This window comes from Streptomyces sp. NPDC047000 (genome assembly GCF_040644295.1).
Lineage (GTDB): Bacteria > Actinomycetota > Actinomycetes > Streptomycetales > Streptomycetaceae > Streptomyces.
In genome coordinates, this window is record NZ_JBEYWE010000002.1 from 375977 (window position 1) to 390828 (window position 14852).

At 69.9% G+C, this 14852-nt stretch carries 15 protein-coding genes; 8 read left to right on the plus strand and 7 right to left on the minus strand.

The features are described from left to right. The first annotated feature begins 45 nt into the window (after positions 1-45). Positions 46-1200: a cystathionine gamma-synthase gene (locus ABZ862_RS05020; protein ID WP_360952354.1), complete on the plus strand. Its 1155-nt coding sequence runs from the start codon at positions 46-48 to the stop codon at positions 1198-1200. A 15-nt stretch (positions 1201-1215) separates the two neighbouring features. On the opposite strand, the gene ABZ862_RS05025 is transcribed toward ABZ862_RS05020, so the two are convergent. The 3 genes from ABZ862_RS05025 to ABZ862_RS05035 form a co-directional block, all read right to left on the minus strand. Further along, on the minus strand, positions 1216-1464 hold the full coding sequence (locus tag ABZ862_RS05025; protein ID WP_360952356.1) for a hypothetical protein: 249 nt from the start codon (positions 1462-1464) through the stop codon (positions 1216-1218). Then, a complete protein-coding gene (locus tag ABZ862_RS05030) occupies positions 1461-1964 on the minus strand; it encodes a sigma factor-like helix-turn-helix DNA-binding protein (RefSeq protein WP_360952359.1) in 504 nt (167 codons plus the stop codon). The genes ABZ862_RS05025 and ABZ862_RS05030 overlap by 4 nt, the downstream gene beginning before the upstream one ends. Before the next feature lie 196 nt (positions 1965-2160). Beyond that, complete coding sequence (locus ABZ862_RS05035; RefSeq protein ID WP_360953098.1) at positions 2161-2718, minus strand: MarR family transcriptional regulator; 558 nt, start codon at positions 2716-2718, stop codon at positions 2161-2163. Between the two features lie 162 nt (positions 2719-2880). Between ABZ862_RS05035 and ilvA the strand changes: the two genes are divergently transcribed. From ilvA to ABZ862_RS05050, 3 genes are all read left to right on the plus strand, one after another. After that, complete coding sequence (gene ilvA / locus ABZ862_RS05040) at positions 2881-4110, plus strand: threonine ammonia-lyase (RefSeq protein WP_360952362.1); 1230 nt, start codon at positions 2881-2883, stop codon at positions 4108-4110. 259 nt (positions 4111-4369) lie between these two features. Next, the gene (locus tag ABZ862_RS05045; protein WP_360952365.1) at positions 4370-5401 is read left to right on the plus strand and encodes an ATP-binding cassette domain-containing protein; all 1032 of its coding nucleotides are present in this window, start codon (positions 4370-4372) and stop codon (positions 5399-5401) included. Continuing rightward, on the plus strand, positions 5398-6204 hold the full coding sequence (locus ABZ862_RS05050) for an ABC transporter permease (RefSeq protein WP_360952368.1): 807 nt from the start codon (positions 5398-5400) through the stop codon (positions 6202-6204). Before ABZ862_RS05045 ends, ABZ862_RS05050 begins: the two co-directional genes overlap by 4 nt. 74 nt (positions 6205-6278) lie before the next feature. On the opposite strand, the gene greA is transcribed toward ABZ862_RS05050, so the two are convergent. Together greA and ABZ862_RS05060 are read right to left on the minus strand one after the other, a co-directional pair. Next, complete coding sequence (greA, locus tag ABZ862_RS05055; protein WP_360952371.1) at positions 6279-6779, minus strand: transcription elongation factor GreA; 501 nt, start codon at positions 6777-6779, stop codon at positions 6279-6281. A gap of 227 nt (positions 6780-7006) precedes the next feature. Beyond that, positions 7007-7405, minus strand: coding sequence for a DUF4307 domain-containing protein (locus ABZ862_RS05060; RefSeq protein WP_360952374.1), 399 nt, complete (start codon positions 7403-7405; stop codon positions 7007-7009). 242 nt (positions 7406-7647) lie between these two features. Between ABZ862_RS05060 and mca the strand changes: the two genes are divergently transcribed. From mca to ABZ862_RS05080, 4 genes are all read left to right on the plus strand, one after another. After that, positions 7648-8529 carry a mycothiol conjugate amidase Mca gene (mca, locus tag ABZ862_RS05065; protein ID WP_360952377.1) on the plus strand — a complete coding sequence of 294 codons (882 nt, stop codon included), beginning with the start codon at positions 7648-7650 and terminating at the stop codon, positions 8527-8529. Then, complete coding sequence (locus ABZ862_RS05070; RefSeq protein WP_360952380.1) at positions 8522-8779, plus strand: hypothetical protein; 258 nt, start codon at positions 8522-8524, stop codon at positions 8777-8779. The genes mca and ABZ862_RS05070 overlap by 8 nt, the downstream gene beginning before the upstream one ends. Positions 8780-9545: 766 nt before the next feature. Continuing rightward, entirely contained in the window at positions 9546-10538 is a 993-nt protein-coding gene (locus tag ABZ862_RS05075; RefSeq protein ID WP_360952383.1) for an LLM class flavin-dependent oxidoreductase, read from the plus strand. 1491 nt (positions 10539-12029) lie between these two features. Beyond that, positions 12030-12503, plus strand: coding sequence for a LuxR C-terminal-related transcriptional regulator (locus tag ABZ862_RS05080; RefSeq protein WP_360952386.1), 474 nt, complete (start codon positions 12030-12032; stop codon positions 12501-12503). A 134-nt stretch (positions 12504-12637) separates the two neighbouring features. Here ABZ862_RS05080 and ABZ862_RS05085 read toward each other — a convergent pair whose 3' ends face one another. Both ABZ862_RS05085 and hisC read right to left on the minus strand, forming a co-directional pair. After that, complete coding sequence (locus ABZ862_RS05085) at positions 12638-13450, minus strand: alpha/beta fold hydrolase (protein WP_360952389.1); 813 nt, start codon at positions 13448-13450, stop codon at positions 12638-12640. 215 nt (positions 13451-13665) lie between these two features. Then, on the minus strand, positions 13666-14733 hold the full coding sequence (gene hisC, locus ABZ862_RS05090; RefSeq protein WP_360952392.1) for a histidinol-phosphate transaminase: 1068 nt from the start codon (positions 14731-14733) through the stop codon (positions 13666-13668). Positions 14734-14852: the final 119 nt, after the last annotated feature.

A 14852-nucleotide genomic window follows, 5' to 3' on the forward strand; every position in this document is an offset into this window, starting at 1 on the left:
CCTTCGCCCAGCGCGCCGCGTACCCGCCGACTACCCTCGGTGCGCATGAGCGACAGGCACATCAGTCAGCACTTCGAGACCCTCGCGATCCACGCGGGCAACACCGCCGACCCCCTCACCGGCGCCGTGGTCCCGCCCATCTACCAGGTCTCGACCTACAAGCAGGACGGCGTCGGCGGGCTGCGCGGCGGCTACGAGTACAGCCGCAGCGCCAACCCGACCAGGACCGCGCTGGAGGAGAACCTCGCCGCGCTGGAGGGCGGCCGCCGCGGACTCGCGTTCGCGTCCGGTCTCGCGGCCGAGGACTGCCTGCTGCGTACGGTCCTCCGGCCCGGTGACCACGTGGTCATCCCCAACGACGCCTACGGCGGCACCTTCCGGCTGTTCGCCAAGGTCGTCTCCCGGTGGGGCGTCGAGTGGTCGGTCGCGGACACCTCCGACCCGGCGGCCGTACGGGACGCGATCACCCCGCAGACCAGGGCCGTCTGGGTCGAGACGCCCTCCAACCCGCTGCTCGGCATCACCGACATCGCCGCCGTCGCCCAGGTCGCCCACCAGGCCGGCGCCCGGCTCGTCGTCGACAACACCTTCGCCACGCCCTACCTCCAGCAGCCGCTGTCGCTGGGCGCGGACGTCGTCGTGCACTCCCTCACCAAGTACATGGGCGGCCACTCCGACGTCGTCGGCGGCGCCCTGATCGTCGCCGACCAGGGACTCGGCGAGGAACTCGCGTACCACCAGAACGCCATGGGCGCGGTCGCCGGGCCGTTCGACTCCTGGCTGGTGCTGCGCGGCACCAAGACGCTCTCCGTGCGCATGGACCGGCACAGCGAGAACGCCGGCAAGGTCGCCGAGATGCTCACCCGCCACCCGCGCGTGACGCGTGTCCTGTACCCGGGCCTGCCCGACCACCCCGGTCACGAGGTCGCCGCCAAGCAGATGCGGGCCTTCGGCGGCATGGTCTCCTTCCAGGTCGAGGGCGGTGAGGAGGCCGCCGTCGCGGTGTGCGACCGCGCCCAGGTGTTCACGCTCGGCGAGTCGCTGGGCGGCGTCGAGTCGCTCATCGAGCACCCCGGCCGGATGACCCACGCGTCCGCCGCGGGCTCGGCGCTCGAGGTCCCCGCCGACCTCGTACGGCTCTCCGTCGGCATCGAGAACGTCGCCGACCTGCTCGACGACCTCAAGCAGGCCCTCGGCTGACCCAGCCGCCCTCACTCACCAGCCGGTCAGCGGCGGAGCCGTCGGTGACGGCGGCTCCGCCCACGGATGGACCACGACCGCCCACCCGGTGAACGCCACCGCCGCCGCGAACAGCAGCAGCCACAGCAGACGGCGGCCCGCCGTCCGGCGGCGCAGCAGGCGCGTCCCGCGCCGTACGGCCTGCGCGTACAGGTCCGGCGGCACCCGGGACACCGAGCCCTCCATGAGCTGCCGTACGCGCGCCTCGCGCTGGGCCCGGTTCACGACGCCGCCACCTCCGCGCCCGCCGCCCCGGGCGCCGGTGCCGCCGGTCGGGGGCGCCGCGGATGCAGCAGCAGGGCGGTGGCCCGGTCGCAGATCAGACGGATCCGTTCCGTGGGCAGACCGAGCTGCGCCGCGACCTGCTCCTCGCCGACACCCTCGTACAGCCTCAGGACGACGACCAGGCGCTCCTGCGGGGTGAGGGGCGCCAGCAGCCCGGCGGCACGGCCGCGGACCCGCCCACGGCACCACGCCCCGTGGGCATAGCGTGCGGCGAGTTCCTGGCGTGCCGCGTCGTACGGGTCCTCGCCGCGCAGGCCGTCCCAGCGGGCGTAGGTGTGCGCGAGGGCGACGGTCAGCAGCCGGCACGCGCGCGGGTTGTCGTCCGGCGCCTCGGCGGTGAGCAGGGTGGCGGACTGAAGCAGCCGCCCCGCGGCCCCGGCGACGAACGCCTCGAACTCCCGGCTGCGACGGGTCCCGCGGGACACGTGCCGTTCTCCCATCGCGCCTCCCGCCCTCCCCGCCCGGCTGCCGGCCCGATCCCCTCTCATATGAGGCCGACCGCGGCCTTGCGGTCAAGAGCCGGGCGACAAGTGGGAGGGCGGGAGGAGCGGAGGGGAGGGGAGGGGAGGGGAGGAGCCGGATGCCGTGGGGGCCGGCCGTGGCGCCGGGTCAGCCGGTCTGCGAGGGCTGCGAGGTCTACGCCGTCTCGGGGGCCTCAGGGGTTCCGCGCCCCGACACGCCCGACACACCCGGTGTGCCCTGGGTGCTGTCGCCGGGCGTGTCCTGGGGTGACATGCGCGCGGAGAGCGCGGTGTTGAAGCGGGTCAGGAGGGCACAGAACGTCTCGCGTTCCCCCGGGGCCCAGTCGTGGGTGAGTTCGGCCATCAACTGCCGCCTGGACGAGCGCACTTCCTCCAGCCGCAGCTGCCCGCGCGGGGACAGCCGGAGCACCACGGCGCGCCCGTCCTCGGGGTGCGAGGTGCGCTTGACGAGTCCGGTGTCGACGAGCGGGGCCACCTGCCGGGTCACCGTCGACGAGTCGATGCCCATGCTCGACGCGAGCGCCTTGACGCCCATCGGGCCTTCCGCGTCGAGCCGGTTGAGCAGCAGATACGCCGCACGGTCCATGGAGTTGCGCACCTGCCCGACGCCGCCGAGCCGGGTCTGTTCGGCACGGCGGGCGAACACCGCCACCTCGTGCTGCAACGTGTCGAGGAGACCGGTGTCACCGCCGGTCGACATGTCCATCGACATTTCAGGTGTTGTGGGCATGGCCGGAGGCTCGCTTCATGGAGGAGGCGCTGGGATGGGGGACAGAGTACGCGGCCGGGGGGCGGGCCGTACGGGGGCCGGGCAAACCCGTCCCGGACGTTGATCACGGGCGCGTCCCGTCCTGTGAACTGCGATGCTGGAGTCATGCATGACAGCACGGCTGACTACTTGCGTTCCGTCACCCTCGACGACGTGCGGGGTGCCCGCAAGATGCTCGCGGGCGTGGCACGGGTGACCTCGATGGAGGGCAGCAGGCAGCTGTCCGGGCTGGCGGGGACCCCGGTCCACCTCAAGTGCGAGAACCTCCAGCGGACGGGATCCTTCAAGCTGCGCGGCGCGTACGTGCGCATCGCCGGGCTGCTTCCGGAGGAACGGGCCGCGGGCGTCGTGGCCGCGAGCGCGGGCAACCACGCGCAGGGCGTCGCGCTGGCGTCGTCGCTGCTCGGGGTGCGTTCGACGGTGTTCATGCCGAAGGGCGCCCCGCTGCCGAAGATCAGCGCCACGCGGGAGTACGGCGCCGAGGTGCGCCTGGAGGGCCAGGTGGTCGACGAGACGCTGGCCGCCGCACAGGAGTACGCGGCCCGGACGGGCGCGGTGTTCATCCACCCCTTCGACCACCCGGACGTCATCGCGGGGCAGGGCACGGTCGGCCTGGAGATCCTGGAGCAGTGCCCGGAGGTGGGCACGATCGTCGTGGGGATCGGCGGGGGCGGGCTGGCGGCCGGGATCGCGGTCGCCGTGAAGACGCTGCGGCCCGACGTACGGATCGTCGGAGTGCAGGCGGAGGGAGCGGCGGCCTATCCGCCGTCGCTGGCGGCCGGGCATCCCGTGGCGATCGGGAACCCCACGACGATGGCCGACGGCATCAAGGTGGGGCGGCCCGGTGACGTGCCGTTCCAGATCGTGCGCGAGCTGGTCGACGAGGTCCGCACGGTGACCGAGAGCGAGCTGTCCGCGGCGCTGCTGCTGTGTCTGGAGCGGGCCAAGCTGGTGGTCGAACCGGCCGGGGCGAGTCCGGTCGCGGCGCTGCTGAGCCGGCCCGACAGTTTCGAGGGGCCGGTCGTCGCGGTGCTGTCCGGCGGCAACGTCGACCCGGTGCTGCTGCAGCGGGTGCTGATGCACGGCATGGCCGCGCAGGGCCGCTACCTGGCCGTACGGCTGCGGCTGACCGATCGCCCCGGTGCCCTCGCGACGCTGCTGGGGGTGCTGTCAGTGGTGGATGCCAATGTTCTCGACGTGAGCCATGTACGGACCGACCCGCGGCTCGGGCTCACGGAGGTCGAGGTCGAACTGCATCTGGAGACCAAGGGCCCGGTGCACTGCGCCGAGGTCGGCCGGGCGCTGCGGGACTCGGGGTACACCGTCATCGACTGAGGCGGTCGGCAGGGCGGCAGGGCGGCGGGGCGGTAGACCGGTGGGGCGGCAGGGGATCTGACGCCTCTTCAGTCACTCGTTCGGGTAAGCCCGGGACTTCTGTATTGAGAGACGCGATACATCGCGTTATGGTGAGTGTCGCGGCTCCTTCGTGCGGTCATTCGCGTGACCGGCGTGCTCTCGCATCAGGAAAAGGGCAGGCGGAACGGAGCGTGCATATCTAACCTTTTCGGAGCACCCCAAAGACGTGGAGACTCATATGCCGGGCGCCATCTACGCCGAAGGCCTGGTGAAGACCTTCGGTGACGTAAAAGCACTGGACGGCGTCGACCTCGATGTCCCCGAGGGAACCGTCCTGGGCCTGCTCGGGCCGAACGGCGCGGGCAAGACGACAGCCGTGCGCTGTCTGACGACACTGCTGCGCCCGGACCGCGGCACCGCGATCGTCGCGGGTGTCGACGTGCTGCGGCACCCCGACACCGTGCGCCGCTCCATCGGCCTGTCCGGCCAGTTCGCCGCGGTCGACGAATACCTCACCGGCCGGGAGAACCTCCAGATGGTCGGCCGGCTCTACCAGCTGCGGGCACCGGCTGCGAAGAAGCGCGCGGTGGAACTGCTGGAGCAGTTCCATCTCACCGACGCCGCCGACCGCCCCGCCAAGACCTACTCCGGAGGCATGCGCCGCCGGCTCGACCTCGCCGCGGCCCTGGTCGTCCAGCCGCCGGTGATGTTCATGGACGAGCCGACCACCGGCCTCGACCCCCGTAACCGCCAGCAGCTGTGGGAGGTCATCAAACAGCTGGTGTCCGGCGGGACGACGCTGCTGCTGACCACGCAGTATCTGGAGGAGGCCGACCATCTCGCCCATGACATCGCGGTCGTCGACCACGGCCGGGTGATCGCCAAGGGCACCTCGGACCAGCTCAAGGCCCGCACCGGCGGGGAGCGGGTCGAAGTGGTCGTGCACGAACGCGACCGGATACCGGACGCCGCCGAGGTGCTGCGCGGCTTCGGCAAGGGCGAGGTGACCGTCGAGGACCACACGCGCAGGCTCACCGTCCCCGTCACCGGTGGACCCAAACTCCTTGCCGAGGTCATCCGCGAACTCGACACCCGCGGCATCGAGATGGATGACGTCGGTCTGCGCCGCCCCACCCTCGACGACGTCTTCATCTCCCTGACAGGTCACCTGGCGGAAGTCGGGAACGCGGAGGCCGGGAACGTGCAGGCCGGGACCGGTACGGGTACCGGGGCCGGGCGGAACGGAAACAAGAAGGAGGCCGCGAAGTGAGCTCCGTGAGCGATTCCCTGGTCATCGCCCGCAGGAATCTGATCCGCATGACCCGGATTCCCGAAATGGTGCTGTTCGGGCTGGTCCAGCCGGTGATGTTCGTCGTCCTCTTCACCTACGTCTTCGGCGGGTCGATGAAGATCGGCAGCAGCACCGACCCGGACGTCTACAAGAACTTCCTGATGGCCGGCATCTTCGCCCAGACCGTCACGTTCGCCACCGCGGGGGCGGGTGCCGGTATCGCCGACGACATGCACAAGGGACTCATCGACCGGTTCCGCTCGCTTCCCATGGCGCGCGGGGCCGTGCTGACCGGCCGCACGGTCGCGGATCTGGTGCAGACAGCCCTGACGCTGCTCGTCCTGGCGGTCGTCGCACTGCTCGTGGGCTGGCGCCCCGGCTCCGCGGAGCCCACCGACATCGGGAAGATCCTGGCCGGCTTCGCCCTGCTTCTGCTGCTGGGGTACGCCTTCACCTGGATCGGCGCCCTGATCGGCCTGTCCGTGCGTACGCCGGAGGCGGCGACCTCAGGAGGCCTGATCTGGCTGTTTCCGGTCACGTTCATCTCGAACGCGTTCGTGGACTCCAGTCAGATGACCTCCTGGCTGCGCCCCGTCGCCGAGTGGAATCCGTTCAGCGCGACCGTGCAGGCGTGCCGCCGGCTCTTCGGCGACCCGGGTGTCTCCCAGTCCGGCGCCTGGCCCATGGTCCACCCTGTCTGGGCCTCCCTGATCTACTCGGCCCTGATCATCCTCGTGTTCCGGACGCTCGCGGTGCGCAAGTACCGCTCGGCCACCGTCTGACGTGCCGGGTCTGACGTGCCGGGCATGACGACACCCCCGGCGCCGGCGCCGGGGGTGTGCCGGAAGGATCGGGCTCAGCCCGAGTGGGGCTCGGCCTTCAGGATCTTCACCGAGGCCTTCTTGCCGTTCGGCAGCTCGTACTCCGCGTTCTCGCCGACCTTGTGGCCGATCACCCCGGAACCCAGCGGGGACTGCGGGGAGTACGTCTCGACGTCCGAGCTCGCGTACTCGCGGGAGGCGAGCAGGAAGGTCAGCGTGTCGTCCTCGTCGCCGTCGAAGGCGATCGTCACGACCATGCCGGGCGCGACAGCACCGTCCGCGGACGCCAGGGCCTCGCCGACCTTGGCGTTCGCCAGGAGCTGGGTCAGCTGGCGCACACGGAGCTCCTGCTTGCCCTGCTCCTCCTTGGCCGCGTGGTACCCGCCGTTCTCCCGCAGGTCGCCCTCCTCGCGCGCGGCGGCGATCTTGGCGGCGATCTCCGTGCGGGCGGGACCAGACAGGTAGTCCAGCTCGGCCCTGAGCTGGTTGTACGCCTCCTGGGTCAGCCAGGTGACGTTCTCGCTGGTCTGGGTCACAGGTGCTCCTCGTAGGTACTGGGAATACAAAGCATCGCCCTACCAAGAAGAATGTTCCTCCCTGGATGGGCGAAACCACGAGCCTAACAATTCATGCGCCAAAGAGGGAGGACATATGGCACCACATTCGCATCGGCGCAGGCCAGTGCCCACGTAATCCGGGTCACGTGCGGTCCGGGCGGCCCGGCCGGACCGGTGTCCGGCCCCGCTCGGCCGCCCCGGCCCCGTCAGCCGGAGTGGCAGCCCAGCAGCTCGGCCGTGGAGCCCCGGGAGGTCGTGCGCAGGGTGACGACCTTGTCGATCCGGGTGGCGCTCCCCGAGAAGCGGAAGTCCGCGCGGCCCACCTCGGCGGCGTCCGCGTTCTGTGAGCGGAGCGTGCAGTAGCCCTCGGCGCCGGCGTCCTTGTGGACCTCCAGATGCACCTTGACCGCGTCGTCCGAGACGCTGAAGGCGACCACCTGGGCGCTGATCGTGTTCCCGGCGACATAGTGGTAGCCGAGCCAGCCGACGACCACCGTGAGGACGGCGCCCAGCGTGATCGCCGCCGTTCTGAGCCTGCGGTCGGCACGCTCGTCCGAGGAGCGTCCGTACCGGCCCTCGGGCAGCTGCGTGCTCGCCGTGCTCATGATCGTCCTCTCGGCCGGGGCGGGACCGCGGTCCCGTGCGGGGCGTCCCGGGGCGGTGCGGGGCGGGCCCCGGAATTATTCGCCCCCCGATTCGGTCACTATAGAAGCCGCCCTCCGGCGACCGGACCCTGCCCCTCGCCGGTGTCCGCACCGGACGGGCTCCCTGTCGATGCCGTCCGATTCCGTACCGAGTTGAACCGCACCCGTTCCATCCGGGGCGCCGACCTGCTGAGGATTGAGTCTTGACCGACCAGCTGCGACTGATGGCCGTCCACGCCCACCCCGACGACGAGTCGAGCAAGGGCGCGGCGACCATGGCGAAGTACGTGTCAGAGGGGGTGGACGTGCTGGTCGTGACCTGCACGGGCGGCGAGCGCGGCTCCATCCTCAACCCCAAGCTCCAGGGCGACGCGTACGTCGAGGAGAACATCCACGAGGTACGCAGGAAGGAGATGGACGAAGCGCGGGAGATCCTCGGCGTGCGCCAGGAGTGGCTCGGCTTCGTCGACTCCGGTCTGCCCGAGGGCGACCCGCTGCCGCCGCTGCCGGAGGGCTGCTTCGCCCTCGAGGACGTCGACAAGGCCGCCGGTGAGCTGGTCCGGAGGATCCGCGCCTTCCGGCCGCACGTGATCACGACCTACGACGAGAACGGCGGCTATCCGCACCCCGACCACATCATGACCCACAAGATCTCCATGGTGGCGTTCGAGGGCGCGGCGGACACCGAGAAGTACCCGGAGACCGAGTTCGGCGACGCGCACCAGCCGCACAAGCTGTACTACAACCAGGGCTTCAACCGCCCCCGCACCCAGGCGCTGCACGACGCGCTCCTGGAGCGCGGCCTCGAGTCGCCCTACGGGGACTGGCTCGAGCGCTGGAAGGACATCCAGCGCGCCGAGCGGACGCTGACGACGTACGTCCCGTGCGCCGACTTCTTCGAGATCCGCGACAAGGCGCTGATCGCGCACGCCACGCAGATCGACCCCGAGGGCGGCTGGTTCCGGGTCCCGATGGAGCTCCAGAAGGAGGTCTGGCCGACGGAGGAGTACGAGCTCGCGAAGTCGCTCGTCGATACCACCCTCCCCGAGCACGACCTCTTCGCGGGCGTCCGGAACAATGCCTGACATGAGCGCAAGCGTGAGCCTGGCAGTGACGCACCTCGTCCCCCTCGCCAAGGAGGTCGACGAGAACAAGGTCACCCCCGGAGTCCTCGGTTTCATCGTCTTCGCGGTGATGGCTCTGGCGGTGTGGGGTCTGATGAAGTCCATGAGCAAGCACATGGGCAAGGTCGACTTCCCGACCGATCCGGAGACGGAACGTGACGGCGGTGCCGCCGCGGACTCCGGCTCGCGCGCGGGCGGGCACAAGCCCTAGCCGAAGCGATCAGGCGCCGGCCGTAGAGCCTTCCGGCCCGGTCGGCCCGGCTCGGCGGTGGCCACCAACCTGGATCGGTGGTGGCCACCGGCCGGCTGTCCCCGGCCTGAGCGCCGTACCTTTTTCCCGGTGGCCCGCTCGGTCGACGGCGCGGCCTCCGCACGAGGGCTGTCCCGCATACCCGTGTCCCCCTCCGGGCAGCGGCGGCTTCCTCGGCCAGGTGTCCTGACAGGCGGGTGTGGCCGGAACGTGTCGCCGACCCAGGGCTGCCGTACCCGCCGAGGCGTGCTTCTCCACCCGGCGAGGACGCCCACCGGGAACAGATCTGACACACTCTCAGAATATTCTGAAGTTCCGTCACTCATGCAGGACTTGAGACGCCGTCGGTGAGCAACGGCGCCTCGCCCCAATTGGACGCGGCCCGTCGGTCCTCACGAAGCGTAAAGTCGAATGATCTTGTGGCGGCCCTGCGTGTGCCGGGGTGCCGGGACCTAGGTCCTATTCTGGCCGGGCCGGAACCATGCGAGTCTGAGGCAGCGCGAACAACGCATTGGGGAACCGCCCGGGGATCCGCCAGGACTGATTCTTTCCACTGGCTGAATGATTCTCGCGCGCTGCGGCCCGGGCATCAGATTTCGAGCGATCGGAAAGTGGGGTCTTGGTCGTGAGTGGCGTATCAAGCGAAATGCAGTCAGGTGCGAACGAGCTGAGAGTGCACTGGAACTCGCCGCTCAGCGGGCAGCGGAAGGCATCGGGAAAATACCAGGTGGGTCAGCTCGAATTCGGCGAGATCGTCGAATTCGCACAGGAAGCGGACAGCTTGGGTGTGGATTCGCTCCTCATGGGGATCGGCTTTCATATGCCTGATCCGCTCCCGATGCTCGGCGCCCTGGTCCGCGAGACCCGACGTGTCAAGTTCATCCTCGCCTATCGTCCCGGGCTGCTTTCGCCGACGCTCTTCGCACAGGTGATCAACACGGTCTCGTGGATGTCCGACGGGCGGGTGTCCCTCAACCTGGTCGCCGGTACCTCCCCGGCCGAGCAGGCTTACTACGGCGACTTTCTTGCCCACGACGAGCGCTATGCGCGTTCCAACGAGTTCCTGGACATTCTCCACCGATTCTGGCGCAATGAGACCCCGCTGTCCTTCGAGGGCGAACATTATCGCATCAAGGACGCCCAGATCGGCCTGGGATACAAGGGCGGAGGCCGCCCTGAGATCTACATCAGCGGAGCCTCTGAGGTGGCGCAACAGACCGCCGTGGACCACGGGGACTGCTGGCTGCGGTATGGCGACACTCCCGAGGGAATGGCCGCGGCGTCGAAGTCCGTCCTGACGCAGGGCGGCCGGGTGGGAACTCGTATGCATGTGCTGGCGAGGGAAAGCCGTGAGGAAGCGCTGGCGGATCTCGCTGCCATGATGGGTGATCCCGACGAAGAACACCGGAAACGGATCGCAGATGCTGTGGCGTCCTCTGATTCCGAGGCGGTGAAGAATTCCTTCCGGCTGGCCGAGTCCGCGGAATCCGACTGGATCTCTCCCATGCTGTTCTCCGGCGCCGTGGCGTATCGCGGCGGGCCGGCCCTCTGCGTGGTGGGCAGTTATGAGGAAGTCGCGGCGTACCTCTACGAGTACAAGGCGGCAGGGATCAGCGAGTTCATTTTCTCCGGCTGGCCGACGCGGGACGAGATGCGGATCTTCTACACCCGTGTGCTGCCGCTGCTGCGCCGGCACGAACGCGCCGGGCACAAGGTGTGAGGACTGGCGCCTCCAGCCTCCCCGCCGCCCCGTAGCGTGAATTGAGCGTGCTGCTCGCGGGCGGGTTTCAGCGGATCGGCCATGAGGTGGGCGGGCGCGGGCGGCACACAGGCCGACCCGCGTGCCCACATCGGACCGCGTGAATGCGTCGGCGGGTCCCGAAGAACACGGCCGTGAGGGCGCGGGGGCGGAAGACCCGTCATCCCGTACCTCGGCCGGTACGAGTTCACTTCCGAGGCTCCGGATGTCCCCTGGTGCGGTGACGTGACGGAGATCCCGCCACCGAGGGCAAGCCGTGCCGCGGCGGCGACGTGCACGGCGTCATCAAGTACAGCGACAGGGGCGGCGATTACACGTGCAGGACCTTCCGGAGCTCGTGCGTTCCCGAGTGTTGCGATGTCCCCGCGTGCCAGGTGCGCGGGGGCTGTCGGGTGTGGGCACGTGATCGGCTGAGGGAAACAGTCCGTGATGACGGAGGTCTCCGGCCCCACATCACAGCGACCCGCTTCTGGATGTCACCCTCTCTGATCACCGCCGTGTCCCGCCGCTTCCCCCGCAGCGCGGGCTCTGCCCACGACAACCCCGACCGTCCGGCGGACGGTACCGCCGTCCTCGGCATGCCTGCCGGCCCGGCCGCCGACAAGGCCGTCGCCACCGGCGCGGCCGAGGTCCTCGTGCTGTGCGCGACCGCCGTACTCGCCGGCATGTGGGGCATATGTTCCGATACTTCCGGCACACCTGCCGAGACCAGGATGCGACCCGGCCCCTGGACGAAGGCGGTCCCGCGGCCCCGACTCCATGACAGGCGCGCCGGCGGCTTTGAACGAACGTCGAATTTCAGCAGAGAACCACTGGTCAATTGATTGCGCCAGCCTGTAGCCTGGCCGCAAATGCGTCGCTTTGTGGCCGGGCCACCGATTCTTTACGGAATTGACATTTCTGTCTGCGAGCGAGTCGGTGTGTTCGCATGGAGGGGGATTGCGTTGGCGTCACGTTCACATGTACCTTCCATGTGTCTGCTGAGCCCTCACGTTTGTGATGATATTTCACGCCTGGGAGCCATCGCTCCGGCAGTGAAAGCCGATCTGCCCGGCAGGGTCACGGATCGGTCGACACCACGGCGTGGCCGACGAACGGCGGAAGACTGTCGTGGACACCACTGTCCAGGACCTTCACCTTCCTGTCCGGTTCGAGGCCGCCTGCCCTTCCGTTCCGCCCTCGCACTGCGCGGCTGACGCTCCCTGGCGCTTCACGGCTCGGATCCCCGGCGCCGCGTCACGTCTGCCCCCTCCCCCCACTCCTCCCCCCCACCCCTTCCGGCGCCCTGCGCCCCGCTCGGCCCCCCGCGGCCGGGCGGGGCGCCGGGCCGCTTGCTGTGGCCGCTCGCCCGCCAGGTGGCCTGCCGGTGCTCACCGCCCAGTGCCGGGGTGCGGTGTGAATGAAACCCTTGGATGTTTTTCTCATGTCGTTTGAGAAAAGAGGAGGCAAAGCGTGGAAGAAGTGCTGGCCGCGAAACTCACCTGCCGGGAGTTAGATGTGCTCCGCCTACTGGTTCGGGGGTTGAGCAACCGGCTCATCGCTCGAAGACTCGACATATCCGAGAAGACCGTGAAAAACCATCTCAGCAGCATATATCTGAAGATCGGCGCCACCGACCGCACTCAGGCCGCGCTCTATGCCCGGCACGCCGGCCTGGCCGACCCCGGGGAAGCGGCTCCGTCCGCTCCGGCGTCCGCTCCCGTCCCCGTGAAGGGTGCGGCGCCGGCCGGCCCCGCCCTCACCGCACGTGAGCGGGGCGTGCTCCGCCTGCTGGCCGGGGGGCTGAGCAATCGGGTCATCGCTCGAAGACTCGACATATCCGAGAAGACGGTGAAGAACCATCTCAGCAGCGTGTACTTGAAGATCGGCGCCGCCCACCGCACCCAGGCCGCGCTCTATGCCCAGTACGTCGGTCTCACTTCGTGAGAGACCCGCGGCTGACTCCCGCGGTCGCGCCGTCCGCGGGCCGGTCCGACGAGACGGAACTGTCGCGTCGCCGACGCCGGGAACCACGGCCCGAGCCTCGGCGTACGGGCTGATCGACGGCAGCGCACTGCCGCTCACCGTTGTTGCTCCTCGACGAGGAACCTCCGCACCAGCTGCCCGGCCTCGTCCCGGCACTCCTCGAAGTAGGCGTGCCGGGCGCCCGGGAAAAGGTGTGTCCGGGCACCGGGGACACGGGAGGCGAGCAGCCGGAGGTTGTCCGGCGGGGTGAGCCGGTCCTGGTCGCCGTGGAGGATCAGGGTGGGTGCCGTGACGTCCGGCAGTTCGTTCCACGCGTCGTGCTCATTACTGGCGACGAGGTGGCCGCGACGTGCATGGGCGGGCATCCGCGGGTCGCCGAGAGTGCGGTAAGGCCCGGGGTGCGAGGCCCGCCAGGAGGGCGAGTACATCAGGTCGGCCAGCACCCGGCGCACGGCCTCCGCGTCCGGCTGTGCGAGGGACCGCCGTACCGACGCGTCGCGTTCCACGGCGTGCGGACCACCCGGAGAGGTGCAGCCCAGGACCAGCCGGCGGACCCGCTCCGGATGACGGATCGCGAGCCACTGCGCGACCCGGCCGCCCATCGAGGTGCCGTACACATCGGCGCACGCGATACCGAGCGCGTCCAGGACCGCGACGACATCGTCCGCGAACTGCCGGACGGAGTACGGCCCCTCCGGCTTGCCGCTGTCGCCCGTGCCGCGCAGGTCCAGCGTGACGGTGGAGCGCACGGTGTGGAAGTCCTCACGCACGCCGTCCCACCAGTGGTGGTCGTTCGCCTGTCCGGCGAGCAGCACCAGCGGCGGCCCCTCCCCGTGGTGCTGATAGGCCAGGACGGTGCCGTCCTGGGCGCGGGCGAAGGCCGAGGCAGGCCGGCCGTGTTCGGTCATCGACGTCCTTCGAGCGGGCACACGGGGCGCGCGGTGTCATGAGTCCTCCTCACGGTAGCCCGAGGAGGAACACGGCATGAGCGTCATCGGTGTTCTGCCGAACGAGGACCGGCTGCCGGCCCGCACCGTCCACGGGCACCGTCCACGGGATCGCCGGCCGAGAGGTCCGACCCGCCTCGTGCCGCTGTACCGCTGCGACGGGGGGCAGCGGTACCTCACATCCGCCAGTCGCCCGCGATCTTCAGCAGACGGTCGTTCTGCTCGGGAGTACCGATGGTGATCCGTGCCCCCTCGTCACCGAAGGGGCGCACCATGACTCCCGCCGCCTCGCACGCGTCGGTGAACGCCGATGTGTGCGGACCGAGGCGCAGCCAGACGAAGTTGGCCTGGCTGTCGGGAACGTTCCAGCCCGCGGCCCGCAGCGCACGGACGACCCGCGTGCGCTCGGCCACCAGGGTCTGCACCCGTTCCAGCAGTTCGGGTCCCGCGCTCAACGAGGCCCGCGCGGCGGCCTGGGCGAGTCCGCTGACGCCGAACGGCACGGTGCAGGCCCGCAGCGCGGCCGCGACCGGCGGATGCGCGACCGCGTAGCCGACGCGCAGTCGTGCCAGCCCGTACGCCTTGGAGAAGGTGCGCAGAACGGCGACGTTGGGGCGGTCGCGGTAGAGCCCGATGCCGTCGGGTACGTCGGTGTCGTCGACGAACTCGCGGTACGCCTCGTCGAGCACCACCAGCACGTCGCCCGGCACCCGGTCCAGGAAGCGCTCGAGCTCACCGCGGTGCACGGCCGTGCCGGTCGGATTGTTGGGGTTGCACACGATGATCATCCGAGTGCGTTCCGTCACCGCGTCGGCCATGGCCTCCAGATCATGCCGCTCGTCACGCAGCGGAATCTGCACGGAGGTCGCCCCGGTGGCCCAGACGAGCATCGGGTACGCCTCGAACGAGCGCCAGGCGAAGAGCACTTCGTCCCCTTCGCCGGCCGCGGCGGACATCAGGCCCTTGGTGACACCGAGGGACCCGGTGCCGGGCACGAGGTGCTCCGGGGGCACCGCGAGGGCCGCGGACAGCTCCGTGACCAGTTCACCGCTCCCCGAATCGGGATAGCGGTTGACGCGTCCCAGCTCCTCGCGCATCGAGGCGACGACCGACGGCAGCGGGGGGTAGGGGTTCTCGTTCGATGACAACTTGTCCACCGAGTCGCCGGGCGCGACCCGGCCGGGGACGTAGCGAGGCAGCCGGGAGACATCGAGGCGCAGCCGGGGAGCAGGTGCAGAGGGCATCGGGGAAACTTCCTGAACGGGGGGAATCGGACGGTCGTGCGGGGCTGTCGTTCATCCGGATCGCCGGAAGCCGTGCGCCGCGACGGGGCGCGCGGCCGTGAGGTCCGGCCCGCGCGCGC

Coding starts and splice junctions, on each gene's coding strand:
- ABZ862_RS05045 (WP_360952365.1), top strand. CDS start 4,370: ATGCCGGGCGCCATCTACGCCGAAGGCCTGGTGAAGACCTTCGGTGAC.
- ABZ862_RS05020 (WP_360952354.1), top strand. CDS start 46: ATGAGCGACAGGCACATCAGTCAGCACTTCGAGACCCTCGCGATCCAC.
- ilvA (WP_360952362.1), top strand. CDS start 2,881: ATGCATGACAGCACGGCTGACTACTTGCGTTCCGTCACCCTCGACGAC.
- ABZ862_RS05030 (WP_360952359.1), bottom strand. CDS start 1,964: ATGGGAGAACGGCACGTGTCCCGCGGGACCCGTCGCAGCCGGGAGTTC.
- hisC (WP_360952392.1), bottom strand. CDS start 14,733: ATGCCCTCTGCACCTGCTCCCCGGCTGCGCCTCGATGTCTCCCGGCTG.
- ABZ862_RS05070 (WP_360952380.1), top strand. CDS start 8,522: ATGCCTGACATGAGCGCAAGCGTGAGCCTGGCAGTGACGCACCTCGTC.
- ABZ862_RS05060 (WP_360952374.1), bottom strand. CDS start 7,405: ATGAGCACGGCGAGCACGCAGCTGCCCGAGGGCCGGTACGGACGCTCC.
- ABZ862_RS05035 (WP_360953098.1), bottom strand. CDS start 2,718: ATGTCGATGGACATGTCGACCGGCGGTGACACCGGTCTCCTCGACACG.
- ABZ862_RS05085 (WP_360952389.1), bottom strand. CDS start 13,450: ATGACCGAACACGGCCGGCCTGCCTCGGCCTTCGCCCGCGCCCAGGAC.